Origin of the sequence: Pseudomonas sp. P1.8 (genome assembly GCF_001269805.1) — a bacterium.
In the GTDB taxonomy this organism is placed as follows: domain Bacteria; phylum Pseudomonadota; class Gammaproteobacteria; order Pseudomonadales; family Pseudomonadaceae; genus Aquipseudomonas.
Window position 1 is genome coordinate 103,641 of sequence record NZ_LHVM01000015.1, and the last position, 25,173, is coordinate 128,813.

Annotated in this window: 24 protein-coding genes and 1 pseudogene; 14 read left to right on the top strand and 11 right to left on the bottom strand. The window is 53.5% G+C overall.

Annotated features, from left to right (window positions below):
* Window positions 1-579: 579 nt before the first annotated feature.
* Window positions 580-1,266, bottom strand: a complete 687-nt coding sequence (locus AD668_RS16385) for a histidine phosphatase family protein (protein ID WP_053160593.1) — start codon at window positions 1,264-1,266, stop codon at window positions 580-582.
* Window positions 1,267-1,776: 510 nt separating this feature from the next.
* Between AD668_RS16385 and AD668_RS16390 the strand changes: the two genes are divergently transcribed.
* Complete coding sequence (locus AD668_RS16390) at window positions 1,777-2,184, top strand: hypothetical protein (protein WP_053160596.1); 408 nt, start codon at window positions 1,777-1,779, stop codon at window positions 2,182-2,184.
* Window positions 2,185-2,476: 292 nt separating this feature from the next.
* On the opposite strand, the gene AD668_RS16395 is transcribed toward AD668_RS16390, so the two are convergent.
* Complete coding sequence (locus AD668_RS16395; RefSeq protein ID WP_053160597.1) at window positions 2,477-3,031, bottom strand: restriction endonuclease; 555 nt, start codon at window positions 3,029-3,031, stop codon at window positions 2,477-2,479.
* Between the two features lie 155 nt (window positions 3,032-3,186).
* On the opposite strand from AD668_RS16395, the gene AD668_RS28850 reads away from it, so the two are divergent.
* Together AD668_RS28850 and AD668_RS16410 are read left to right on the top strand one after the other, a co-directional pair.
* Window positions 3,187-4,349, top strand: a protein-coding gene (locus AD668_RS28850; RefSeq protein ID WP_156322355.1) for an IS3 family transposase whose coding sequence is annotated in 2 segments (ribosomal slippage) — window positions 3,187-3,442 and window positions 3,442-4,349 — 1,164 coding nt in all. Because the reading frame shifts where the segments join, the coding sequence is not laid out codon by codon here.
* Window positions 4,350-5,164: 815 nt separating this feature from the next.
* Window positions 5,165-5,899, top strand: a complete 735-nt coding sequence (locus AD668_RS16410; protein ID WP_156322356.1) for a hypothetical protein — start codon at window positions 5,165-5,167, stop codon at window positions 5,897-5,899.
* Window positions 5,900-6,011: 112 nt separating this feature from the next.
* Here AD668_RS16410 and AD668_RS16415 read toward each other — a convergent pair whose 3' ends face one another.
* Genes AD668_RS16415 through AD668_RS16425 form a run of 3 tightly spaced genes read right to left on the bottom strand, consistent with a single transcriptional unit; the run spans window position 6,012 to window position 10,198 of the window.
* Entirely contained in the window at window positions 6,012-8,345 is a 2,334-nt protein-coding gene (locus tag AD668_RS16415; protein ID WP_053160603.1) for an AAA family ATPase, read from the bottom strand.
* Entirely contained in the window at window positions 8,320-8,985 is a 666-nt protein-coding gene (locus AD668_RS16420) for an ABC-three component system middle component 1 (RefSeq protein ID WP_053160606.1), read from the bottom strand. Before AD668_RS16420 ends, AD668_RS16415 begins: the two co-directional genes overlap by 26 nt.
* A complete protein-coding gene (locus tag AD668_RS16425; protein WP_053160607.1) occupies window positions 8,966-10,198 on the bottom strand; it encodes an ABC-three component system protein in 1,233 nt (410 codons plus the stop codon). The genes AD668_RS16420 and AD668_RS16425 overlap by 20 nt, the downstream gene beginning before the upstream one ends.
* A gap of 189 nt (window positions 10,199-10,387) precedes the next feature.
* On the opposite strand from AD668_RS16425, the pseudogene AD668_RS30005 reads away from it, so the two are divergent.
* From AD668_RS30005 to AD668_RS30010, 4 genes and pseudogenes are all read left to right on the top strand, one after another.
* Window positions 10,388-10,558: pseudogene (locus AD668_RS30005) on the top strand (DNA polymerase V subunit UmuC); the annotation flags it as partial.
* Window positions 10,559-10,741: 183 nt separating this feature from the next.
* Window positions 10,742-11,098 carry a hypothetical protein gene (locus tag AD668_RS16435; protein WP_256220689.1) on the top strand — a complete coding sequence of 119 codons (357 nt, stop codon included), beginning with the start codon at window positions 10,742-10,744 and terminating at the stop codon, window positions 11,096-11,098.
* A gap of 160 nt (window positions 11,099-11,258) precedes the next feature.
* Window positions 11,259-11,756, top strand: a complete 498-nt coding sequence (locus tag AD668_RS16440; RefSeq protein ID WP_053160610.1) for a GNAT family N-acetyltransferase — start codon at window positions 11,259-11,261, stop codon at window positions 11,754-11,756.
* Between the two features lie 236 nt (window positions 11,757-11,992).
* Window positions 11,993-12,202, top strand: coding sequence for a hypothetical protein (locus tag AD668_RS30010; protein ID WP_053160611.1), 210 nt, complete (start codon window positions 11,993-11,995; stop codon window positions 12,200-12,202).
* 87 nt (window positions 12,203-12,289) lie between these two features.
* Here AD668_RS30010 and AD668_RS30380 read toward each other — a convergent pair whose 3' ends face one another.
* The 4 genes from AD668_RS30380 to AD668_RS16465 form a co-directional block, all read right to left on the bottom strand.
* Complete coding sequence (locus AD668_RS30380; RefSeq protein WP_053160612.1) at window positions 12,290-12,481, bottom strand: hypothetical protein; 192 nt, start codon at window positions 12,479-12,481, stop codon at window positions 12,290-12,292.
* A 222-nt stretch (window positions 12,482-12,703) separates the two neighbouring features.
* Window positions 12,704-13,303, bottom strand: a complete 600-nt coding sequence (locus AD668_RS16455) for a hypothetical protein (RefSeq protein ID WP_053160613.1) — start codon at window positions 13,301-13,303, stop codon at window positions 12,704-12,706.
* Window positions 13,300-13,620, bottom strand: coding sequence for a hypothetical protein (locus AD668_RS16460; RefSeq protein ID WP_053160614.1), 321 nt, complete (start codon window positions 13,618-13,620; stop codon window positions 13,300-13,302). Before AD668_RS16460 ends, AD668_RS16455 begins: the two co-directional genes overlap by 4 nt.
* Before the next feature lie 148 nt (window positions 13,621-13,768).
* Window positions 13,769-14,041 (bottom strand): hypothetical protein, encoded by a 273-nt coding sequence (locus AD668_RS16465; protein ID WP_053160615.1) that lies wholly within the window; start codon window positions 14,039-14,041, stop codon window positions 13,769-13,771.
* 178 nt (window positions 14,042-14,219) lie between these two features.
* Here AD668_RS16465 and AD668_RS16470 point away from each other — a divergent pair, with 178 nt between their 5' ends.
* Window positions 14,220-14,762 carry a hypothetical protein gene (locus AD668_RS16470; protein WP_053160641.1) on the top strand — a complete coding sequence of 181 codons (543 nt, stop codon included), beginning with the start codon at window positions 14,220-14,222 and terminating at the stop codon, window positions 14,760-14,762.
* Between the two features lie 472 nt (window positions 14,763-15,234).
* On the opposite strand, the gene AD668_RS30385 is transcribed toward AD668_RS16470, so the two are convergent.
* Window positions 15,235-15,303: a hypothetical protein gene (locus AD668_RS30385; protein WP_371259809.1), complete on the bottom strand. Its 69-nt coding sequence runs from the start codon at window positions 15,301-15,303 to the stop codon at window positions 15,235-15,237.
* A gap of 161 nt (window positions 15,304-15,464) precedes the next feature.
* Here AD668_RS30385 and AD668_RS16475 point away from each other — a divergent pair, with 161 nt between their 5' ends.
* Together AD668_RS16475 and AD668_RS16480 are read left to right on the top strand one after the other, a co-directional pair.
* Window positions 15,465-17,558 (top strand): ATP-dependent endonuclease, encoded by a 2,094-nt coding sequence (locus AD668_RS16475; protein ID WP_053160616.1) that lies wholly within the window; start codon window positions 15,465-15,467, stop codon window positions 17,556-17,558.
* A gap of 62 nt (window positions 17,559-17,620) precedes the next feature.
* A complete protein-coding gene (locus AD668_RS16480) occupies window positions 17,621-19,546 on the top strand; it encodes a UvrD-helicase domain-containing protein (protein WP_256220690.1) in 1,926 nt (641 codons plus the stop codon).
* Window positions 19,547-19,683: 137 nt separating this feature from the next.
* Here the strand turns inward: AD668_RS16480 and AD668_RS16485 are convergent, their stop codons facing one another.
* Entirely contained in the window at window positions 19,684-19,977 is a 294-nt protein-coding gene (locus AD668_RS16485; protein ID WP_053160618.1) for a hypothetical protein, read from the bottom strand.
* A gap of 348 nt (window positions 19,978-20,325) precedes the next feature.
* Here AD668_RS16485 and AD668_RS16490 point away from each other — a divergent pair, with 348 nt between their 5' ends.
* Genes AD668_RS16490 through qatD form a run of 4 tightly spaced genes read left to right on the top strand, consistent with a single transcriptional unit; the run spans window position 20,326 to window position 25,110 of the window.
* Window positions 20,326-22,275 (top strand): P-loop NTPase fold protein, encoded by a 1,950-nt coding sequence (locus AD668_RS16490; protein WP_053160619.1) that lies wholly within the window; start codon window positions 20,326-20,328, stop codon window positions 22,273-22,275.
* On the top strand, window positions 22,275-23,114 hold the full coding sequence (locus AD668_RS16495; RefSeq protein ID WP_053160620.1) for a hypothetical protein: 840 nt from the start codon (window positions 22,275-22,277) through the stop codon (window positions 23,112-23,114). Before AD668_RS16490 ends, AD668_RS16495 begins: the two co-directional genes overlap by 1 nt.
* Window positions 23,111-24,376 (top strand): Qat anti-phage system QueC-like protein QatC, encoded by a 1,266-nt coding sequence (gene qatC, locus AD668_RS16500; protein ID WP_053160621.1) that lies wholly within the window; start codon window positions 23,111-23,113, stop codon window positions 24,374-24,376. The genes AD668_RS16495 and qatC overlap by 4 nt, the downstream gene beginning before the upstream one ends.
* Window positions 24,376-25,110 carry a Qat anti-phage system TatD family nuclease QatD gene (qatD, locus tag AD668_RS16505; RefSeq protein WP_053160622.1) on the top strand — a complete coding sequence of 245 codons (735 nt, stop codon included), beginning with the start codon at window positions 24,376-24,378 and terminating at the stop codon, window positions 25,108-25,110. The genes qatC and qatD overlap by 1 nt, the downstream gene beginning before the upstream one ends.
* Window positions 25,111-25,173: the final 63 nt, after the last annotated feature.

Sequence of the window (25,173 nt, forward strand, 5' to 3'; positions counted from 1 at the left end):
GGCAAGCGGAGCGCGCAGGCGTGAGGATGGACGCCCGGAAGGGCCGAGACACTACGTGGCTCGGTGCACGACAGCCGACCCCAGTGGGGCACGCCCAAGGATGCCCTGTCCGACTAGAGGGCCTTCAACATTTGATGTAGGTTCTGATGCTCCCATGTCGATAACAGCGCAATGGGATCTGTCCCGTATCTATCACCTGAATCGAACGACCAGTCTCTCCCATCTGGACTCTTGCACTCCTCGCAGTAGTCGAGCTCATTGCAGTCGTTGTAGATCGATATCAGCCAACCCTCTACATCAATCACGAAGTGGCCGGCATAAGTCTCATCCCATGACGCCTCGCCCACCTTTGTCATGCTTCGTCGCCCGAAGGTGACCTCTCGCAGTACCTGGGATATCTCTATGGCCGAAAGCCCAGATTGGGTTTTTCCGTTCGCGCGGCCTGCCTCGGATGACTGCCTAGCTTCTCTGGCAGCTTGTAGTCTTTGCTCAGCATGCATAGCCGAATCATCATCAGGTGGCGGATAACCAGCTTCATATAGGGCGTTTGCTCTCTCTTCAATGAGCAGGCGTTCAGGATCACGTGCGGCTTTGGTAGGCTCTGCCTGGTACGCCTCGAATTACCTCCATTCGCGGCTCCTCAGGGGCTGACGGGCTTACTCTCCAAGCTGAATCGTCTGGATGCATCGATAACATGTAGCCGCAACAGTTTGGAACGTGGTTGGTAATTTCATACTCACGCCAGTCCGCCATGGCTCGCCCATCAATGACCAGCGACTTACGGTCAATCAGCCAAGCTACGGCGTTAATGAACTGCCCGTGCGAAAATATCGCGATGTCTTGGGCGGGATGCTTTGCAAGCTGATCTAGGAAGGACTGAGCTCTGCATATGAAGTCAAAGAACGACTCGGCGCCAGCACCATCCGTAAACGCGGGATCTGACTTGGCCCAATATGCCTCCACCCAACCTCGCCTCTGGGCAACTGTAGTGTTGGCACACCGCGCTGGTTCAAGGTAGGTGAATTCGTGGATGGGCCAGATCTCAAACGGGGTAGTAGGGAAGGCAGCGACGGTCGACATCGCGGTTGCCTGCGCTCGAGAGAACGGGGAGGTGACTATGAGAGCAGGAGCATGGTTGAACGACTGAGCCACCAGGTGCGCTTGTTCAACACCCTTCATCGTGAGAGGAATGCTTGCGTGATCCCGACTGGCTTCGCCTGCGTTGGCGGCACTTTCGCCATGACGGATTAGTCGGACATGCTTCATTAATCAGATACCTGCCCAGTGGCTATCACACGTAAAGCGAGTATACCTTCGCGCTCTGGTCGAATGCGTCAGAATGATTCCTGTGATCGTCAACCGCGTCTCGTCGGACGACACTACATCAGTTACGGTGTTGGCAGGCCTTCCAGAGCTGGATTCGGACACATACCTGCGCTAGGTTAGTGGAAACGACTACGTCCACTGGAGAGAGCATATGTGTCACTTACGTGAAGAAGACTGGATCTAACCCCTCAGGTTGTAGCAAAAGTGGGTTTCCTGCGAGCTGAGTGCAACGCTTGCCTCGCCCGCTGGAAAGCGCAGCCAGAATTCAGGTTCGCTGCGCCAGACTACCTTTTCCAGGCGAGCACCAAGCAAGCGGAGCGCGCAGGCGTGCGGGATGAAAGCCCGTAGGGCCGAAACGTGGCTTGCCACGGTTCGGTTCACGACAGCCCTCCGCCAGCGGCGGCACGCCACTACCGCAGCCCAGCTTCAACCGACCTGAAAGAGACTGAAATGACCCACGATGAACTCCGAAAGCTTGAGCGCACTAGGCGGAGAGCGCTATGGGAGATTGCCAGATTCCTTCCAGGTGACCCCGAGGCAGCTGACGCCTTAGCCATCCTTGATGACCTCGACGACCAGGAGCGAAGCGGCACGCCCTCAATGGGTGAGTCACTCGAGCTCAATGAAGTTCGTGCCTCTGTCCCGGTGCAGCATCACAACTGCGGCATCGATATCGTCTTGGAAATGACCATTCCACAGCCATGGAGGGAGCGTTTCCAGCAGGCGAGCATCGGTTCGACACGGGTGGTCGAGGGGCCTTACGCAACGGACTGGGATAAATTCCTGGCTAGGTGGGAAGCAGAGATGCGGCATCTGGAGCAGCATAGGGCTGCGAGATACAAACCAGGAACAGATTGAGTGAGTGACGGGCATGGTAAAAGACGACGATGACACTGTGTATTGCGACATTCATATGCCATTGGCCCAAGGAAGATAGCTGCTGGATCTAGTGAACGCGTTGCGAGAATCGAAAGCTCATCCATGTCTCGGAAAAGTCTTTGAGCACATGCAGCAAGAGCTCAGTATCTCCATTGATATCATTGAAAATTCACCTGCCGGGGAGGCTTGGTGCCAGTAAGGCGCTCCTCGAACAGTAGAGCCGACATCCCACACATCCCTGATCATCAGTAGCTAGAGCCCCACGTTTGCACTAATAACCCAACATCTCCTTGATCTCCGTGTCGGCACGACCTAGAGATTTCATCGAGATGCTTCCAGCGTCATTCTCCCCGACGTGCCAGAGCGCAAATTTCGGTAGGTTGAGCCAGGCTGGAGGCTGCGCCGCGACTGGATACGCGGAGCGAGTTTCGTAGGTAGCTGCGCCTTCAATGATCGACACCAGCGCTATGCCGTGCGCTTTGGCGTATTTTATCGCGCCGGATTGAAACCCTGTCGTGGTGAACAACATACCTTTGTGAGCACCGACGGATCTCACCTTGTCGTGCAGTACCTGAACCAGCTCCCGCTCGACTGCGTTACGGTATTTTTTGCACTCAATCAGAACGATGAATTCGGCGCCCGCAAAGGCTTGGAATTTCGCCAGCACATCGATCTGGTAGGTTGAGTCGTAGGCCTCGACCTTAATGTCGTGCTTCACCTCCAGCGATGTCAGTTCACCACCCTGTTTGAGGATCCAGTCCCTGACCAACCGCTCAAATTCTGCAGCTGAGATTTCGAGATAGGGGTTCGCCATAGGTGGAAACATTTGTCGTCCTTAAAATTGAGATTGCCCCCTCCAGCTTACAGCTGGTGGGTGGTGTTCCTACACAAACTGCTGCGATGAGGTTATTGAGAGCTGTAGTGGTCTAATGAAACCGGACACCCATTTAGGCGAGAATGCTCGCCAGATAGAGGTGTCTGATGACCAAACAACGTCGTTCCTTTTCCGCTGAATTCAAACGCGAGGCCGCAGGCCTCGTGCTCGATCAAGGCTATAGCCATATCGAAGCCAGTCGCTCGCTTGGGGTGGTCGAGTCCGCGTTGCGTCGCTGGGTTAACCAACTCCAGCAGGAGCGCAACGGCTTGACTCCGCAGAGCAAGGCGCTGACGCCAGAGCAACAGAAAATCCAGGAATCGGAAGCTCGAATCGCTCGCCTTGAGCGGGAGAAATCCATTTTAAAAAAGGCTACCGCGCTCTTGATGTCGGAAGAGCACGAGCGCACGCGCTGATTGATCAACTGAGCCCCCAAGAGCCGGTTGATTGGCTTTGCGCAGTCTTTGATGTCACTCGTTCGTGTTACTACGCCCACCGCCTCAGGCGCCGAACTCCGGACGTTGAGCGGCTTCGGTTGCGCAGTCGGGTCAACGAACTGTTTACGCAAAGTCGAAGTGCCGCCGGTAGCCGCAGCATCGTGTCGATGATGCAGGAAGACGGTGAGCAAATCGGGCGGTTCAAGGTGCGTGGCCTGATGCGGGAGCTGGAGTTGGTTAGCAAACAACCTGGATCACATGCCTACAAACAAACGACGGTTGAGCGGCCTGACATTCCGAACATCTTGAATCGAGAGTTTGATGTGCCGGCGCCGAATCAAGTCTGGTGTGGCGACATCACCTACATCTGGGCTCAAGGGAAATGGCATTACTTGGCTGTCGTTCTGGATCTCTACGCACGCCGAATTGTGGGTTGGGCGCTGTCAAACAAGCCGGATGCGGATCTGGTCATCAAGGCGTTGGACATGGCTTACGAACAGCGTGGCAGGCCTCAAGGGCTGCTGTTTCACTCGGATCAGGGCGCCCAATATGGCAGTCGCCAGTTTCGCCAACGGCTCTGGCGTTACCGCATGCGCCAAAGCATGAGCCGTCGTGGAAACTGTTGGGATAATGCGCCGATGGAGCGTGTGTTTCGCAGCTTGAAAACTGAATGGATACCGACCGTGGGCTACATGACAGCTCAAGAAGCGCACCGCGACATCAGTCATTACCTGATGCATCGGTACAACTGGATTAGACCGCACCAATTCAATAACGGACTGGCCCCAGCTCAGGCCGAGAAAAAACTTAACGTCGTGTCCGGGATTAGTTGACCACTACAAGCTGAGCCTAGCTTCCATTTTTTCCAGCCTGCCCATCGCAATAAGCTTTGGCTTTGCCAAGTCTAAAAGTTCAAGAAGCCTTTGTCTGTCGGTTGGGGAGGGAACACTCAGCTACCTCGACGTTACAATGTTTGGAGTTGCTCCGTGCGTAGTTCGCACAACGACTCAGCAGCGGCTCCTGCTTTATCAAGCAAGGCTAACTGGTCAGTCGCGTCTTTCATGTATTTAGTATCGAGAAGGGGGAGGCTGAAGTCGTACAGCCTTCAGGCGTCTCACTGGAGACGGATATCTCCCGTCACCGAACCGGCTCCACTGATTTGTAGAGCAGAGCCAGGGAATGATTCGATCATGCCTGTGCTCCGGCCCGTGAATTTCCCATGTTGAATGCTTCTGGGTTCCTCGCCTTGCACGCACCGCTTCAGCGTCAGTAACATCCAAGCCGAACCGACAGTAACATTCTGAGAAAGATTGCGTTTGCAAAGGAAGCGTTCATGAACAGCATACACCGTGGCGGAGCCTATACTCGAGCAGCATATGCTTTCACATCTCTCCTCGCAGATCTCCTAAGGCGGTTGGGTGAACATAACGTCCGAGAGGAACCAGAAGACATACTGGGCCTAGAGCCTGACATTGTCTTTGGTCGGCGAGATGCATTGACAATGGTTGAAACCAAATTCTATCGACGTTCCTCTCCACCTCCGTCTTCTACCTTTAAACGCGCCTTGGAATACACTGCTGATAGAGGCAGTAGGATGGGGGCATCCACTATCGTGCTGGCAATATCGTGTCCGATGGGGCCACGTTTTATGCGCGTCGCAGAAGTATTTCCTACTGTTAAGGTTTGGGATGAAACGAAGCTGTTTGAGATGGCGGCTCCGTTCCCTGACATCCTGGCTCAATTTGAGGAGCTTTTCGAAGCTGATACACCGAAGAGCGCTGAAACCTTGAGCCTTGGCTTGCCGACGTTTATGAGACGCAGTGCCGCTGATGCACCTGCGGAGCCGAAGCGAGGAAAGGTGCTGGCCGATGCTTTAGCTGCTATCGACCGTGGCCGGGAAATGGCAACTGATTTCGAGAACGCCTGCATCAATGCGCTTAAGTATCTCTTTGAACATGACCTCCATGGATGGCATGAGCAGTCCCGTACCGTAGACACTTTGCATCGTAGAGATCTGGTGTGCCGAATCTTGGCAAAGGCAGCCGAGGTGTGGCGTCTGATGCTGGAGGACTTAGGAAGCAGGTACGTGGTCTTCGAGTTCAAAAATTACAGCAAATCCATTACTCAGAACGAGATTGTCACGACCGAGCGTTACCTATATCCCTCGGCTCTCAGGAAGGTCGCAGTTGTGATTTCACATGAGGACTGCGCTGATTCAGCTAAGGCTGTGATCGCCGGGGCGATGCGAGAGCATGGAAAGCTGATCATACCCCTCTCGGTGCCCGAGATTATCGATTTGCTGATCACCAAAGATGAAGGATCTGATCCGAATACCTACCTGTTCGAACGCGTTGATCATTTCCTTCTAGGGCTTGGAAGGTAGATTTATAGCTCGCCCCCGTGGGACTGCTTGCGCCCAAAAAATTCACGTAAGCCTTCCATTTTGCTTCCAGTCCTGTGGCCACCCAGCCCCAACCAGGTGGCCGGCACAACCGTTACGAGGCTTCCTTAGCTAGGAGCTGCATGTTGAGTGAGCTCGTGCTCAAACCCGCCCTGTCGAAGCGGTAACGCATATAGGCCGAGATGTCGTCCTCGTGGGAGGACAGGATCAGCTGGCAATGCTTGAGTTCGCAACGGAGTAGGTCGGTTAGGGAGGCGACGTTCACTTCATCCAGGGATTGCGACGGGTCATCAATCAAGATGAGCGGAACCCGCGCATAGACTTTGTTGAGCGACAGGAAGAAAGCAAGGCTGAGTGCAGAGACCTGACCAGAGCTCATGGACATGACAGCGTCGTGTTCAGATCTTTCCGCAGTCAGGAATTGAAGCTGTGTGCCTTCTCGACTCTCGATGAACAGCCCCAATCCGCGTTGATAGTTTTGGATGAGGCGACCGCTGTAGATGTGGAAAATTAGTTCAATTGCCGCAATTGTTTTATCGGTGTAGTCCTCCTCGGTTCGTTTCAGCGTAGCACGCAATCTGTCGACTTTATTTTGAGCCTTTCTGGCCGCTTCATTTTCTTTCTCAATTGTGCTGATGTCGGTTAGACAAGTTTGAAGTCTAGCATTCTGTGCTTCATTGGCTTTTAGCGAGATGTACTTGTTTTTGTTGCTCAGGTCTTCCGCAGTGACTATATAGAAGTCTTGTAGGTCTTTGAATGCAGAATTTACTGTTTCTCGCCAATCATCGGGGAGCGGAAGGCCATCTGCTTCGGTTTGTTTCTTAGCCTCTATCGCTTCTTTAATTTTTTCAAAGCGCTCATTCACTACGTCTTCTATTTCAGTAAATGAGTGAGTAATCTGGATATTTCTTTCTTTCAGGTTTGTTAACAGTTGAACGATGGCTGGAAGTCGGGGTTTGATCTTCGTCAGCGCCTCATGAAGCTTTGGGTTGAAAGTAGGCGTAAGCGCTATAAGACGCTCTTGGATGAATGTGTTAATTAAGGACAGCTCAGCGTCCATAGCTGCGATCAGATCGCGTAATGTTTGGCCATCCTGGCTCAGTGATTCGGAGATTCGCCTAGTTCTTTCATCAACGGCATCCAGCATTAACTGGCGTTCTTTCCAGTCTGCACCACAGAGCGGACACAAATGATCGTCTGGGTTAACCTTGTTGTGTTGGTCGATTAGGAGTTTTTTGAGGCGATCCAATTCGGCGATAGTGCTGGCATTGGAGGTGCTCTGCTTTTGAAGGCTGTCACGAGCCAGAATTTGCCCTTCAAACCACTCAAGGCGGCCTTCGGCCCAATTGGTTAACTTTCTAGCATCCTCGGTTTTTACTGCAGTGGCGCCGCGTTTGATAATAGCCGACGAGCTTTCTAAACCATCAACCTCTTTCTTGATGGTGTCTTGTTCATCTAGCTTCTCAAGGTCTACACCAAATTCTGCCAGTCTTTTCAATGGCTCTTCATTTCGGACAATAAAGGCGTCTACCGAATCATTGTGAGCTCTGGTACTTATAGTTGCCTTAAGCGGTAAGAGCTCTATGAATTTTCGTACAGAGTCTTGGTAGATAGAATGATCCACTGCTGAATAGGTTGCAAACAGAACTTCCGCATCCCACACTGGTTGCACATCTGTGGTAGATAGTTTCTTATAGTCAATGGTGCCTAGGTCAGCTTGCAGCACGCCTCGAAGGGTTTGCATTTCCTCTGTAAGTGCTTCTGACTTAGACTTGCGCTCAGGGTCGTTTATAAACTTTGTGAGTTTAGTGGAGATCGTATTGCAGGTATCGATCTCGGTTTCAATGTCGCTGATATTGAAGAGATTTCCTAACTGGGTCTTACGGTCGTCCACTCGTGTGTGGAGAAGTCGATTTTGACCTTGCTCCAGGTAGTTTAGAAAGGAGAAATTTTCTCTAAAATGCTTCCCAAATACTTCCTCGAGATACTGATTTTCACGAGAATTTTGCTGTGTGAAGTCTAGCGAGTCGAACTCTGGTAGCTCGTAGAGTTTGAAGTGTTCATACTTGTCGGCTCGATTATTAGATTTCTTTTTGAAGGTTTTTGCAGGGCAGTGACGAGCCAAAGTGAGTTTGCGATTTTCGTTCACAAACTCTATTTTTATGTGAAGGTCATTTTCCCCGGATCGGTTATTCCAGAATAGATTGTCTGCGTAGTCTTTCTTGTTTTTCGTCAATAGCGTCGAGAAAAGATCTTGGATTCTCTTGATTTGGCCAGTAAGCAGCAATTCGATGGCGTCGAAGATGCTGGTTTTACCATAGCCGTTTGGGCCATCCAAAATCAAAAGGGATGATTCGCCGAGATCCAAAGAAATATGCTTGAACGCTTTGAAGCTAGAGATTTCAATCTTGGATATTTGCCATTTCATTACGAATCATTTCCTTGATCAAATCGTCAGCATTATTTTTTGTTACTTGCTGCATGGTTTGGTATGTGTCGCTGAGCCCAGCCTGCGCGACGGCTTCAGCGGCCTGCAAACGCAGGGATACGTGATTTCCCTCATGGGGCGGTAGCTCTAGAAATGGAAACTTGATGAACATTTTTGCGGCAAAGCTGTACTGCGTGGCCTTTAAAGGTTCCATCTTGTAGTCTAGGAATTCTTTTTTATCAGCAATGACCGTTACAAGTTTGTCATAGGAAAAATTGGCAAGAACACTTTCCTCCGCTGCGCTGTAGTAGAGGATGTATTTCTTGTAGAAATGGGGGTCTTCTTCGATGGCGAAAATTTCTTCCTCATGATCTTGGAATTCGGCCAATACATCCAAGCGATAAATGCAAATCAAATCGCAATTTTTTTTGAAGCTTGGATTGTGAGTAAACGACTCCGGAGCAAGCTGGTTTACTCTAGCATTCAGCTCGGCTGGCCCAGGTAGGTCGTCCAAGGTATGCAGCACCGTAAACCTAATCGCCGACGCTGATTTACGGACATAAAAGCTCGTTGTGTCTGTTTCAGTTTCAATCACGAAATCGTGAGCGACCAGTGCCTCATTAATAAGTTGTTTTATCATTCAGTTGACCCTCCGCGTCGTCCTTTGTCACTATGCTAATGCAAAGTGATTTGGTTATATTGCTTTCAATTTTTTCGACGACATTTTTGTCATCTAAGTCGTCCGAGTGAGTGAATTTAGTGTTAAATGTAAATGAGCTTTCTGACTTGCTTGCAATGAGATGGTTGTACTCAAAAAGCAGTCTAAGTAGGTCGCTGTTGTTCTTCATTTCGCGAATCATATCGGCTTCGCACTCTTTGCTCTCATCAATATCAAGAGCAGTCGGGATGTAGAAGCGATTTTCGCTATCGAGGTAATGCGGAAGGTGATTGAAGATAGGTTCCACAGATATAGCCTGGATGAGTTTGGTGTACCGCCTGATATCGTTTGTCTGAACGCCTTGAAAACGCTCCGATGGCTTCATCATTTGGCACAGCGTTTTCATCTCCCTAGCTTGGGTTGAGCGAATGTGATCAAACAAACGTCGAGCCCGCTCATATGTAGCGTCAGTCATAGTTGGCAGTGCCTGGTCGAGTCGCTCTTCCAGATGACTGTGAAGCCTGGCCTTCAATTCAACAGCGAAGTAGTCTCTATCTTGGTGCGGGTTTTTAGTGAGGATATCATTCATGATCTCCTTGCCTGAGATGCGGCCTTCATAGGCTGCTTGGTTTGCTGCCACCCGATCCTCTTGATTGAGCCTATGAATTTCAATTGCCTTGGTACTGATCTTTTCAGATAGTAGGCAATAGTTGAATTCGATTAGATCGTCGCTGTAAGTTATCTTTTGGGCGGCAAAAATATTGCGGATAGTTTTTTTGGTTATCCCCTCAATTTCACCAAGTCCGCAGTACGGCTTTTTATCATAATTGTAAAACTTTACTTTCTCACCGCTCTTTCCCTCGTGATCATCTGTATCGTCAAGGGCGACGGAGACGTGAAAGAAACGATTTGTGCCTTTTACTTTATCAAATTCAATTAGAGTAGACTGCTCCAAAGCTTTTATGTAACCGCTGCGGTAACTGCTTATCTTTGCCTTTACCTGGTGGGCTGTGTGGATTTTGCCGTCTTTGTAAATCGCAAAGTCATCACTGCTATCAAGCTGGAGCTCGAAGTCAAGATCACCGCCATGGATGAGCATGAGAGAGTGATACAGAGCAATTTTTCCTTGATACACATAGCCGCTCCACGATGACACTGCGCTGGCTGGGTACTTTTCATCATCGTCTTGACTCACATTAACTCCTTTCACTGATAGCGAATTGTCAGCGTGGCCTTATGATATCACTGCTTTTCAAGAGGGCTGTACGTCATGTAAGCGTTTTTTTGCACCTTAAAGGCAGTTATCTATTGCCAAATTCTTGTTATAAAAAAAATTCAGTCGAAGAGGGCAAGTGCCGCCTTGTCGCGAGATTTCCTTGTAGGTTACCCAACGGACGATACGCGTTTGCTGACAAAGGCAGTTCAGGAGGGCGTGGAGCGGGTTTATCGGGAGGGCTTCTGCTACAGCAAGGCCGAGGTGCTGCTTCTCGACCTCAGCCAGCCGAACGAGATCATCGGTGACCTGTTCGCGGCTGCTCAGTCGGTAGCGAGTGAGATGGATCAAGTTTTCAGAGCCCCTTCAGCAGGTTCTCGTACCTGGCAATCCTGTCTTGCTGTGAGTGCAGGCATAGACTCGTCTGGGTAATCGGTTAAAGTCATAAAAGAAGCCAGCCGGCTTTGATCGTTTTGCCAACTGTACAGCGGCAGGCATGAACTAGGTACACACAGGGGGCAGGGGATGAAGCTGTTTTTGGACTGCGAGTTCAATCAGCTCAACCGAGACCCGAAGCTGATTTCGCTGGCAGTCGTGTCCGAAGCAGGCCACGAATACTACGTGGAACTCACAGATACCTACCTAGTGGGAGACTGCAGCGATTTCGTGATCCAGAACGTCCTGCCTCAACTCAACCTGCCTGCACACGGGCAACCCTTGGTCGAAGCTCAAACCTCACTGCTTGCTTTCCTAGGTGGCCTCGAAGGCTTGGTCGACGTTTGCTCAGATGCTCCTGAATGGGACTGGGATTTTTTTGCCAGCCGATTCCTCGAGTTGGTGCTGGAACAGCTCAACAGGCGTGAAGGAGTGTCCGCTTCCTGACCTCGCCTGGAGATGTCCGGAGACGTTCAGCAGCTGAGGCAGATCTAGCGAAAAATTATCTGCGAAGGCTCTACGACGGTCGTTACGGCTCACGAGGCGTGATGCATGGAGTCTGCATACGGATTAGCATGCAGGCCTCTAGAATCATCGAGGTACTGATATGTGGGCATCTGAATACCGCTCCGCCACCGCTGACGATGCAGTGAATTGTTTTCGCGTTGAGAGTTCAGCCTGCGTCGGCGACGCAAACGCGACCCTGGAAGATTTTCAGGAGTGGATTCAACGCAACCCCGAGAACTTCCTCATCTATGAGCATAACGGCACGTTCGTAGGCTTTGCTCATTTTGGCCACTCGAATGACGAGTACATCACGGAAGAAGGCTTCAAAGATCAGTGCAATGAGGGTGCGAGCGCACCTTGCTTTCACATCAGGTCAATTGCGGTCGATCCGTTGTTTCAGCGAGATTATTATCTTCAAGCATTGATCGAGAATATTGAGCCCATCGCCGAAGGGCTAGGTAAGAAGTCAATCCACCTGCGCTGCAGGGATCAGTACGTGGACTTCTTCAGGGAACAGGGCTACCGATATATTCAAGCGATGACTTCTGACGAGCTCAGCACCTGGCATGAAATGGGCATTAAATTAAGGTGGGATTAACCATGAGAGTCAACTCCGCGTGCGGCTCAATCGAATGACTTAGTGAGTCCTGCGTGGGTAGATCATGCAGTTGAGTCGGCATGGCAAGCGGAGCGCGCGGCGTGCGGGATGGAAGCCCGAAGGGCCGAGACGCTGGCTTTGCCAAGGCTTGGTTTACGACAGCCTTTCCCGTAGGGGCACGCACAACATCGCTGAAGTGGAATGCAGAACCGACAAGGTTGAGTGGAGAAAATCCGATGGGAATGACGGACGATGACGACACAGTCTATTGCGACATTCAAATGCCCTTGGCGCAGGGGAGGGAACTACTGCAATTGGTGAAGACATTGAGAGAGTCAAATGCCCATCCGACTCTGAACAGGGTCTTCGAGCGCATGCAGGATGAGCTCAGCACCTCAATCGATATCGTTGAGAATCCGCCTACTTGGGGCCCATGGTGTCAGTAAGTCGAGCTTCTGTGGACACCCTTATGTTGTAGTTCTAAAACCATGTTAAAAGGCTGTGGCTGCAAACAGGTTGCCTGCTCAATACCGTTATTTTTGAACCAAGTCTTTGTATAACTCTCGGGCCTCAAGGATCTGATCTCTGATCTCCTCAGGGTCAATCCTCACGCCACCTCGTGGCGTCGTCTGCAGTGTCTTCAGGCTGTTGGCTGCCTTGATGAACGCTCGCTCTTCTGCTTGAACCCATTCAGGACGTTTGTCTTTCCAAAATGACCATAACATCGGGCTAACTCCACCACTGATTGGATGGAAGCAGTATGTGGCAGCTCCAGGTAATGTCCAAGCCGAGAAGTGACTTAGGTCATCGTGCAAGCGGAGCGCGCAGACCAGGAAGGTCGAAGGCATGAGGATGGAAGCCCGCAGGGCCAAGACCCGTCGATAGACGGGGCTTGGTTTACGACAGCCATCCCCTGAGGGGCATGCCCCAAAAATAGGATCTAACGGTTATCGAACCGCGCGCTGATCGTTCGTACGAGAAGCTACACCCATGGCGTAAAGATCATAAGTTTTTCGCAACAACACTTCGTCATCAGACGATACATGTGCGTGCGTAAAGACTGTCGACAAGAACCGCTTGCGTTCGCCGTTGCCAATCTCAGACCAAACCCGTGGTTGCCCTTGAGCATCTGGGACTGCCAAGCGATCAAGAAGGTACTCCTCAAGGCTATGCAACCGCTGCAAGCCATCGATCAAAATATCGCTGTTCTCCGCCGTTGCTCGCCCGACAGCCGAGCCGCACCAATCATTAGTGAGATAGCTTCCAAGATCCCCTCCAGACCACACAGCAACGATGAACCGAGTCTTTTGACCTACATTCCACACCACTGGGCGATGCCAAGACGGCACAGGTATTCCCATCACCAACCCAGCAGCCCAAGGATACTTCTCGTGAGCAACAGATGGCTCGACCAAGTGTTTTTCCCAGCGAGAAACCAAGATATCAATCGAATATTGGTTGGTGCTGGTTGCCAAAATTTGACGAGGCATTCGGATGCTTGGATCTGTAGTTTCGTCATCTGCGTAGCGCTGAAATTTTGAAGTCATGAATGTCCTTGGGGAAGGGGTGTGTTGCAGGTAGCCGAGAAATTGGAGCGGATGAAATGCCGCTGCCACTCGTCAACGATTGAAATGATCAGTAAGTCACGCTCTGTGGAAATTTCGATCTGCTCACCGTCGACGAGCGCTTGTGCATAGCCCTGAGCGAAGGCCGCATCCCTGTCAAAGCCCGAAAGGGAGTCAGAGGACTCGATGTAGCTGACTAAACGCTCCCACGCCCTGCGTTGACGATGACCCTGGATGGTCTCGGCAAACGACACGGCGCCTTTCAGGCAGCGTGCAAATGCGATGGTTGGTAGGTTCAAAACTGGTTTCTCAAGATGTCATAGGTATGACAAACGGTTCGTTTTGAGAAACCTTGAGCTCGATCGGAAATTTTTTTTCAGAAGCTCACCTGCCTGGGATGAAGATCTGTTGCCTCACGGCGCCATTCCCGCCAAGAGAAAGCGGAATTCATCCTTCATCTCTTGATAGCTCGGTGAGTATTGATGCCAGCGCCATCGACTGCTGAGGCGTGAACCTAAAGCGCCATTCATCGATTTTGACTGAAATTACGCCGTTGGATTCTGTGTCCAAGAGAACTGCGTAACTGTTGTCATCGTCTATCACTTCACCTTCGGGGGTGCCTGGCCAAGTGAAGATGGCGAGCCTAAATTCGTCCAAGTCACCCTCGGGCGAACCATGTTTGAACGTGAAAAATCTGTTCGGGGGCAGCTTTGTACTCATGGTCTCGATATTCCTCAGAAAATAAATCGCATGACTATTTAAACGGAGGCGAAATTCGAAACTTGAGTGGTGGATTCAAAAAATATCTGCCTGAAAAATACTTTTGCGCAGCGCTAAAGTTTTGCTCGAAAAAATCCGTTTATGTTTGTATTTCACGGAAAAGTCTATGTAGGAAATGATGAAAGAGCATGATTCTACAGAAATTATTAAGTTCAGGGCCGAGCGCGCATTTTTATCTCATGAAGGTGAGGGTGAGGCATCTGTTGAACTCGCAAATAGCCCCATAAGGCTCGTTCTAGACGGGTCTGAATATGACTTCACTGCTCAGCAATGCGGGGAGCTAGCTAATGGGCTGTCGACCTTGTTAAAAATGCTCAATCAACGGAGCGCAATCCTCACTGGTAACCCTTTTCCGCAGAAAGTGGATTTTTGTAAGATATTTCACCAACTGATTCTGTCTCGTACTCAGTCCACTCTGGAAGATAGGTTGTGCAACCACGGGTACGACTTGGACGGAATGTTCTTTGGAGCATCTGGATCGTTTCGCTATCCAGATTCGCAAAGCTATTTTCAGCTTTTCATAGGGGTGAACGACGAGCTATTTGTCCCGGTCTTGGGCGTCGAAGATAGGGTATTCACGTTCGGCGTGGAGGAAGCTTCCTGGTTGGTTGAGCAGCTGTGCGTGGGAGGATACTTGCTAGCTCGGATTGAGAGACCTTAAGACGAACAGCTTGCCTCTGCATGGATAAGTGAGGATGGCCAGAAGCCACTCAACCCTGAATGGAATAGCGTAGTTACAATCGCCAGTTAATGGCGTGCTGCTTGTTGGTAGGTAGCAGCCGATGCGGTGAATGTAATCTCACATAGGGAAGGCCACCCGTGTGACCAGGATGTATGGAATGCGTCGACCAAGAAGGCGAACAACATTTTGCTTACCCGCCTTACGTAAGCAAGGAGGGCCGGTGATGTCGATTGGGCCGACGCCTACCGGGCCCTGGCGCAAGGAGTTTGCAGCGAGTTTCGTAAACTCGTTGAGAGATCGGTTGCGGAAGATCTGCTCAACAAGGTCGTGCTCAGGTTCCGGCGGGAATTCAGACCGACAGCCGGCTTCGACCAGTCCAGGGTATCCAGCTGGAGGACTGCAGGCTGATCGCTTGATGAGCCAACCAGCTCTCGACTTCCTTAGCTCGATACTACCCTTTCCATTCCTTGAGGGGCTCGTTGTTGCCGCCCTTCGTTTCGATCACTGACCGTCCTGACAAACTCCCACCGCTCTACAATTCCTATTATCCATTACTCTCCGTTACAGATAGCAGCTGCTCGAGATAGCGCCTTGCCTTAGTCTGTGGCATATAGCCAGTAACATTGCGTTCGGCTTGGAAGCCCAAAGGCCGATAGAAGCCAGGCTTAAGGAGAAGTGGGGATGTACCTTTCAGCGCTGTCTATCCGTAATTTCCGCCAGTTTGGCGATCTGACTCCAGGCTTTGTCATTCACTTCAACGAGGGCGTCACTGCGCTTGTAGGGGAGAATGATGCGGGCAAGACCGCAGTGATCGACGCCATTCGGCACGTCCTGCAGACCCGTGACTCCGACTTCCTGCGCCTTGAACTCGAGGACTTCCATGTCACAGCGCATGGCGAATCTGCAACGGACATCACCCTGGTTTGCACGCTATCCGGGTTATCAACGCTGGAACTCGGAGCCTTTGCTGAGTACGTAACCTTTTCGGGTGGCGAGGGCCTGCTTCATGTGCATTGGTCAGCACGTCGACTCGCGTTGCCGACCGCGTCACGTCGCTGGGTCGACATCCAAGTCCGCTGTGGAGCGCGCGGAGAGGGCCCGGCCCTGGACGCTGGAGCACGCCAATTACTGGCGACCGCCTACTTGAAGCCCTTGCGCGATGCTGAACGTGAGATGTCGCCGGGTCGTAACTCGCGCTTGTCCCAAGTCCTTTACAGCTTTCCGGGAATCGAAACCGGTGAGTCCTATGTCGGCACGGCTCCGCCGGCGTCAACAGCCGAGGCCTCCGGCCTGAGCATTGCAGGCATGGGCGATTACATGCGTGAGCTCGTCAGAGGGCATAGCGCAATCAGGGTTGCCCAAGCGACGATCAACGAACGCTACCTGGAACCTCTCTCACTGGCGGGACAGCCACTTCATAGCCATCTCGGCTTCGGCGACAGCGGCAGTCAGACCACAAAGCTCAAACAGATTCTCGAGCGGCTCGAATTGGGACTATTGGACAAGGGATCGAGGCTTGTAAAGGGCAGTTACGGCCTGGGTTCAAATAATCTGCTGTTCATGGCCTGCGAGCTCCTCCTGCTGGGCAAAGAGCCAGACGGTCTGCCACTGCTGCTGATCGAAGAGCCAGAGGCGCACCTTCATCCGCAGCGCCAACTCAGACTGATGGAGTTCCTGGAGCGAGCTTCCCAGCCTCAAGCTCAAGCTCAAGCTCAGGAACACGTTCAAGAGCAAGCGCAGACACGACCTGTTCAGGTGATTCTGACAACGCACAGTCCCAACCTGAGCTCCAAGATCGCCTTGGAAAACCTCGTGCTCATTCAAGGTCAGCGTGCGTTCTCCATGGCGCAGGGGCGAACCAAACTGTCGGTTGATGACTATCGGTTCCTGGGTCGTTTCCTGGATGTCACCAAAGCCAGCCTCTTCTTTGCCAAGGGGCTGCTCATCGTTGAAGGGGATGCTGAGGCGATTCTTCTGCCGGCGCTGGCCAGGTTGCTTGGACGTGACCTGACCGAGCACGGTGTATCAATCGTCAACGTCGGTGGGGTCGGTTTGCGTCGATATGCGCACGTCATGCAGCGCGCTGACGAGTCTGAAGGCGTCATTCAAATCCCCACAGCCTGCATCACTGACATGGACGTAATGCCTGATTGCGCGCCAGCCATCATGGGGCTGAACCCGAACAAGCGCACATCCAATGGTAAGCCGGCACCTCGCCGGTGGCGCATGCTGAGCGACTTCGGCGCTACTGATGTGGAGCGAGAACCCAAGCTAGCGGCTCATCGGCAAAAACGGACACGTGGCGATGGCCAGAACGTGAAAACCTTCGTGGCCAATCATTGGACGCTTGAGTACGACCTGGCTGTCGGGGGACTCATGGATTGGGTACATCGAGCCGCCATGCTGGCTTTACATGACGCGAAGATCAACGAGCGTAAGTTGACACGGGAGAAAGTCCTCGAGAGGGCAAGCAATGCGCTGGAGGCCCTCAAGGCTCGGTACTCCACCGATGATGAGCGAGCCACCGAGATTTACCGCCTTGTGGATTCCGGCTCCAAGTCGATCACCGCACAGCACCTGGTCGACCTGCTGCAGATGGCTTTTGATGAAGGTGACCTCGATCAGGCGAACTTGCGTACAGCGCTACCGACCTATGTCGTTGACGCGATCAACTACGCCACAGGCGGCCAGATCCTGGCTCAAACACCAGAGCCACCTGCGGTTCCTGCAACCACGGCCGATGCACAAGCAGCCGGAGTGGAGGAACCTGCGTAATGCGGCTCCAGGATCTTGTCCCGCCAGTCACGGATGCAGACATCGAATGGGTGAGCGCGCTTATGTCGCTGCGCGATCTAGATGAGCCACGAAGGGCGTTTCTCAAACGTCTCGATACGCTTGATGTGGCGGCATGCCCAGGGAGCGGCAAGACCACCCTAGTGGTTGCCAAGCTCGCCATCCTTGGTCGTCACTGGCACAGTCGTACTCAGGGGATTTGTGTACTTTCGCACACCAATGCGGCGCGCGAGGAGATCGAGCGTCGGCTGGGCGCCACTGAGGTTGGCCAGAGGCTGCTGCGATACCCCCACTTCATCGACACCATCCACGGTTTTGTCATGCGGTTTCTGGCGTCGCCCTGGCTGCGATCGAATGGCCATCCGCTGGTGATGGTCGATGACGAAGCGACCGGGCGTGCCAGGGGTAGGGCGTTGGGGCGCGAGCGGAGGAATATGGTGACTTTCCTTGGGAAAAAGGAAAAAACGCTGGCTGATCTTCGTCTTCAAACAGCTGATTTTTCGGATCCGCTCGGGGGCGTGCACTACATTTGCTCACCTGAAGCTCCCTCATACGGAAAACTGGGTAGCGCCATGGGCGCTGCCGCTTCGGAGGGTTACTTTTGCTACGACGAGGTCTTCACGCTCGGCCAGGCCATGATTGAGCAGGAGCCGAATGTCGCTCAGTCGCTGCAAGCGCGGTTCCCCTGTGTGCTCATCGACGAGATGCAGGACACGGATGTCGTGCAAAATCAGCTCTTGAACCACGTGTTTCCACGCGATGCCATGAATACAGCCGTGGTCAGAGTTGGGGATCCCAATCAGCAGATCTTTGAGGGTGATGGCGAGTCAGATGGCGCTTTCCCTCATGGAGAGACAATCGATATCTCCACAAGCTTCCGATTCAACCAGGTGATTGCTTCTTTGGCGAATAACTTTGCAGTCGCTCCCATTACCGGGGGATTGATCGGTAGGAGCAGGGAGGGCGACGCTTGTCCAAACACGATCTTTTTCTTCCCTGACGACGACACAAGCGGTGTTCTCAGTGCATTTGCGCACCTGGTCTCTCGGTGCCTGCCTGTCTCGGAACGCAAGGATGGGGTGCATGCAATCGGCGCTGTTCACCGGCTGAAGAACTACAAGGAGGATCAATTCCCGAAGGCTCTGGAGCACTACTGGAGCGCCTACCGCTCAGATGCCAACAGCTCGAGGTATACGCCCAAAACATTCGTTGAAGGTATTCGCAGGGCGAGAGCGCATCTGGCTGTTAGCGGTCATGCACACGAAAGCGTTGAAATGATCGCCAAGTGTTTTCTTCATCTGGCTGAGCGCGCAGGCTTGAGGAGACCTGTCCAGATCAGGACAAGGCTTCACCGCTTCATAGAGCGCAGCTTGGCATTGAACACAACGCTTCTGAAAGCCTACCAGCGAGGCATCTACCTCTATTTGTTCTATGCCCATCCGCTGCGAGAGGAGCGTTGGGTTCAGAGGCATGCCGTATTGCTCAAGCGGCTGATCGCAGAGCTGCATCCTGGCGAGACAATTTCAAACGAACCCGAGGTAGAGGCGTACCTGGCGTGGACGGAGCCGCGTGATACGGACGAGTACGAGATACCCCGTGAAACCATCAACACATACCGATCCGACGAAGATGAACATGACCCCGTCGACGTCCAACTGTCATCCATGCACGCCGTCAAAGGCAAGACTCATTCGGCGACACTGATCGTGGAAACGTTCAGTGGACAGCATGTCCTGGAGATGATGTTGCCATGGTTGGAGGGTAAGCCGCTGGTGAAGAAGGAACATCAGGTGACTTACCGGAAGAACAGGATGCTCATGTACGTCGGGATGACCAGACCTAAGCATTTGCTGTGCCTGGCTATCCGAACCAGTGCACTGGGTGAAGGAGAGGCAAGAAGTGAGCGAAGGGCAGCGCTGGAAGCGCAGGGGTGGGTGATCAATGAGCTCGGCGCGGGAGCGAATGGCTAAACCGCGCTCCTGAATATGGGGCACCCGGGAAGATTGCGGTGATCGCTGTACAAAGATCCCTTAAGCATATCGAGCGATAAAGACTGTCTGCTGACTCAGACAGTGAGCATCCAGTCCAATAAGCACTGCCGCAGGCGTTACGCTGCGATGGTGTGCCCGAGTTTGTCGGTCAGGAACTCGTAAAACTTCACGCGAGTGCGTGGATTCTCAAGTTTAGCGCAGGCTTCATCCAAGGCCTGAATGGCTTCCTCGTGCGAGATCTTGTTCTTGTCGATTAGCGGCTTCAGCTTCTGGGTGTAGATGTAGCTGAGCTCGTTGTATTCCCCGCACTGGGCACACGACACCAGTTTTGCGTCCTGCTTGCCGCCCGGGTTCTCATCCTTGTAGTCATACTTGTCGTTGATATCGCTGATGGTCTTAGCCTTGGCCATGTCTTTCGTTCCTGGGCCGGGCGATCCTGGGAAATCCTTATCGCTACCGGTCAATTAGACGTGGTGGCTGTTGGCCGGTATTCAAGTGGCAGAAACAATCGGTTACCACTATGGCACTTTCGTTTCACCTTCTTGGGGCTCGCGAGCCAGTCCAAAGCTTCGTTTCTGTTTCGAGCCGGGGCTTGGTGACGGTATCCGTCATTTTCGCTTTTTTATTGCAAGACCTTACTGGATGTCGCAATTGGATGGCACATGGCTATCTACTTGCCTACAATCCGGGCCTTGCCTCTTATCGCGATGGATCCGCGTAGACGACGGTTCGATCGCCTCAGAAAAAGGATTTAGCTCATGTGGCATGATAACGAAACCACGACGGACTACCTGAATTTTGGAGTGGTCGCGGATGCGTGCGCGAGCCTGCTGAAACAAAGTGCCGGCGAGCCCATCTCGATCGGCGTGTCAGGTGGCTGGGGCGCGGGTAAATCCTCCTTGGTGAAGATGATTGCCTCACGCCTGGCCGACCTGCCCGCTGTTAGCGCGACACCTTCTACCACCACCCAAACGGGTTCTGCAGATGCCGCACAGGACTCCCGTTACGTTGTCATCACATTCAACCCCTGGCTTTACCAAGATTTTGAGAGCGCTCGCAGTGCGTTACTGCAGATCGTTGGTGATGAGGTGCTCAAACTAGCCAAGGGTGATAAGACACTGTGGAACAAAGCTGTCGACCTGATGCGCAGGATCAATTTGCTGAAGCTAGTACAGGTCAGCACTGAGGCCGCGCTCACCATCAAGACCGGGCTGCCCATAGGCTCGGTGGGTAAAGCAGTCGTCAAAGCCATGGGCTGGTTCAAATCCCCAACAGGAGATGCTGGAGAAGACCAGGCGGCCGGGGCAAAAGGTGCCGACGCCGAGGGCAGTGATGCCGAAGGGGCTGCAGATTACTTTGGTCTCAAATCGTTTGGCATCTTGAACCCGGCCAATCCCATGTCTCTGCCGAACGAAATCCAGGCATTCCGCGATGCGCTGCAGCAGCTGCTCGGTGAGCTCGGGGTGACCTTGGTGGTATTTGTCGATGACCTCGACAGGTGCCTACCTGAAACGGCCATCTCGACGCTGGAGTCGATCCGCCTTCTGCTGTTCCTCAAGCGTACGGCATTCGTGATCGCTGCCGACAATGACTTCATTCGCGGGGCGGTCAAGAAGCACTTCGAAGGAACCGATATCAACGACGACATCGCGACCAACTACTTCGATAAGCTCATTCAAGTCCCCTTGCACGTGCCTCGTCTTGGTGTGAATGAGGCCAAGGCCTACCTAGTACTCCTTTTGCTCGAGCGCGAGACCAGAGCTGGTGCGTTCGCGCAAGCCAAGTTTGAGGATGCCAAACAGCTCATCCCCAAAAGGCTGAGTCAAAGTTGGCAGGGCGAAACGATCACCACCGAATTCCTGTTTGAGCTCGTCGATGGTGATCTCAGGCTTCAGGAGCTGATGCAGCTTGCCGAGGGGCTGGCGCCACTCATGTTCAATTCCACCGCCATCAGTGCTAACCCGCGCCTGATGAAGCGTTTCCTGAACACCGTATTCCTGCGTCAGTCACTGGCGGCGCCTCAGGGGATCAAGCTAGATGTCCCTGCGTTGGCCAAATGGCACCTGCTTGAACGCTGCAACGAAGACCTCGCCAAAACGCTGTCCTCACTGGTGACTTCGGACAATGACGGCGAGGTATCCATCCTTCTAGAGGCTGAATCTCTTGCCGCCGGCGAAGCAGACCTGCCTGAGAATTTCCCGGATGAGTTTTTTGTGAGGGAGTGGCTGCAGCTAGCCCCTGCGCTGGGATCCAGGGACTTGCGCCCATTGCTTCACCTCAGTCGCGACTCGGCTACCAGAGATTTCGGCGATGACAACATGACGCCTGCTTCGCGACAGCTTCGGGACATGCTGAAGAAAGCATCCAGCGGTAACGACCCACTGACTAAGGCCATCCGGGCCTTGGATACCACGCAGGCCGAGCTCGCGATGGGCAAGGCGTGGCAGGGCACCGCCACCTCTCGCACCTGGAAAAATAAGACCGAGATGGTCATGTTGATCGAGCCCAGCAGAGTGCACCCCTCCTTGGGTAAACGCGCCGCTGCCTTACTGTCTCAAGCGCCAGCGAAATCGGTTGGGCCGGGGATCATTCCCTCTCTTGCCAACCAGTCCTGGGCCACAGATGTTCTCAAGTCTTGGAAGGAAAATTCGGAAGTCGCGGGCAACACGAAGAAAGCAATCGATCTGGCGCTAAGGGATGCAAGCTGATGGGTACCTCAACTTCGAGCAGTGGTGGTAAAGCTGGCTCACCCTTCGATCCAGAGTGGCTGGATCAAGGGGAGGGCGGTGCAGCGGGAGCAGGGAACGGCGACGGCGCAGCCGAAACCGAAGGCACCGATGATACGCCTGATGGCCAAGACGATAATGCAGAGGCTGGACAGGAGTGTGATGTCGCGCCTGATCGCCGGTTCATGCCGGCTCGCGCCAAGCTGGGTAAGTACCTCTCGGGTGGTGGCAGGGATGCGCTCCGTGGTGCCGCCAGCAGCATGATCAATAAGGGGATGGGCGGTTCGGCTCGAGCTGCGCGAACAATGCGCGGAGTTGCTCAGGGCGCCGGCCGTTTGGGCGAGTTCCTCGAAGCCGTCCGGGATGGCAGCACCCAGCAAGCGATCGACTGGCTTCAGCGCGTGCGTAGCCAGAATCTTTCGGCAGAAGACCTGGTGCTTGAACTCATCAAGGAAGTCATGCCTGACACCGGGAGCATCGATGATGAATCGCTGCGCAACGCAGGGTCGGACGCGATGGCCTTGCTGTACCAAAAAGACCCAGATGTCGATGTTTTCGTCCTCACCGATGACCAAATCAACTCGGTCATCGGCTTCACAATCGGTAACGCTGTGTGCAACCGACTCGATGAGCAACTAGGCCAGACCTACGAAAAACTGAAGTATTCGCCCCTTCAGGTGCAAGAGCTTCGAAACGATGTTCAGGAATGGGTACACGGTGAGGTAGAGCGGATTATGGAAGGACTAGCAGGCCAACGATTGGATTGCCAGACCCTGGCGCAAACCGTCCTCCAGGGCGCACTGGAGGTCTTTGCAGAATGATCAAGGTAATTTGTGCCAGAGCTGACCAGCTCCCTGTTGAACTTCAACCGGGCGAACGCGCCTTTTCGTACTTCAAGTCCGCCCGGCGAGAGGGTGTTGGCACCATCGCTAAGGGCTGGCATGGATCGCTCAAGCGCAAAGGCTTCCGGCCTACCTCGGCGACCTGGGATTTCGTTCAGTTTTGCCTAGCGGTGTGTGCAACGGATCTGTGCAGCATGCGCAAGACCAGCGCCGATGGTTGGACGCGGACGATTGAGCTCAGCGTTGGCCTGCATGAACCACTGCGATGGGAACCTTACAGAGCCGAGTTGGAGCAACTGCTCAAGGTATTGACCGGGGATTACTGGACACTGATCTTTACCGGCGCGGGCATGTCACCACCTGAAGGAAAATTCGTTGCCAAACCTCAGGACTCCGTGTCGTTGCTGTCGGGAGGCCTTGATAGCTTGATCGGAGGGCTCGATCTGGTCGCTCAAGGGCGGCGCCCCTTGTTTGTCTCGCAACTGGCGCATGAGGACTCGCAGCGCCAGCGCGATTACGCCCACCTGCTAGGCGGGGATGGGGCCCACTATCAGTGGAGTCACGGCATCAGCTTCAAGGGCCCCAAAGAGCCTTCAACGCGCGCCCGATCGTTGGCGTTCTACGCGTTCGCCGTGCTAGCGGCGTCGCGGTTGGCCGACCCTCGCCCCACGTTGTTCATTCCTGAGAATGGGTTCATCTGCGTGAACCCGCCGCTTGTCCCCGGGCGCGTATCGAGCTTGAGCACCCGCACGACGCACCCTCTGTTCATAGCCAAGCTCCAGCAGGTGCTGGACGGTGTAGGAGTGCATGTGCAGTTAGAATTACCCTATCGGTTCAAGACCAAGGGTGAAATGATGAACGACTGCCTCGATCCGGTGCGCCTGCAGCAGTTGGCCTGGCAGACCACCAGCTGTGGGCGTTTCCGCACCTATAACCGCACGCACTGCGGACGCTGCGTACCTTGTATGATTCGTCGGGCCGCATTCACTGCATGGACGGGAGGGGATGACGCCACCCGGTATGTGTATTCCAGCCTGGTTGGAAGCGATAAGTCCAGTGGCCCGGATGATCCAATGGCTGTGGCTCAGGCTGTCTTGACGACCCGGTCTAAGGGTATCGACAGATTCCTGGGTGCCTCGCTCGCGTTTGCTCCAGTCGGTGAGCGCACGCAGTATCGCTCAGTGCTCACGAATGGCATTCAAGAACTTGAAGCCTTGCTAACTGGAGACGGCGTACTTTGATGGATTTCCATTGCCACCTCGACCTGTACCCCAATGCCCGTGACGTTTATGCGCAGGCACAGGACAGGAACGAGTTCACGTGGCTTGTCACCACCAGCCCCCGAGCATTCAGCGCGACGAGCAGAGTACTGGGTGGAAGCGACAAGGTGCTGATCACTCCCGGACTGCACCCGGAGATCGTTGGCGACCGTCACGCTGAGCTCGACATGCTGCTTGAACAGATCAGACAGGTGAAGGCAGTGGGCGAGGTCGGCCTGGATGGCTCCAAGCGCTTCCAGGCGAGTTACGACGTGCAGCGCAAAGTGTTCGCTGCCGTCGTGGCGCAGTGCACAGCCCTCGGCGGTCGCGTACTGAGCATCCATTCGCGTCAGGCCGTGAAGGATGTGCTGGCGGTTTTGCACGATCATCCCGGCTACGGTACTGCGGTGCTGCACTGGTTCACTGGAACCGCCACGGAACTCAAGGCTGCGGCAGCACAAGATTGCTGGTTCAGCATTGGCCCAGCAGCCTTCAACTCGGCAGCGGGGCAGTCCTTGGCCAAGAGCCTCCCGCGCGATCGGGTCGTCCCTGAAAGCGATGGGCCATTTGCGCAAGTAGATGGCGCCAGCGTCATGCCGTGGAGTGCAGGTCAGACCGCACAGATGCTGGGAAGGGCATGGGACGTCACGCCTGCCGACGCCATGCATATTCTAGAGGCGAATTCTCGTCGGCTTCTTGACCTGATTCGGGCGTAGGGTTGATCAGAGCCAGAAAGCCCGTACAGGCTAGCCAGGTGGGCGGAGAATTGAGGATGGATC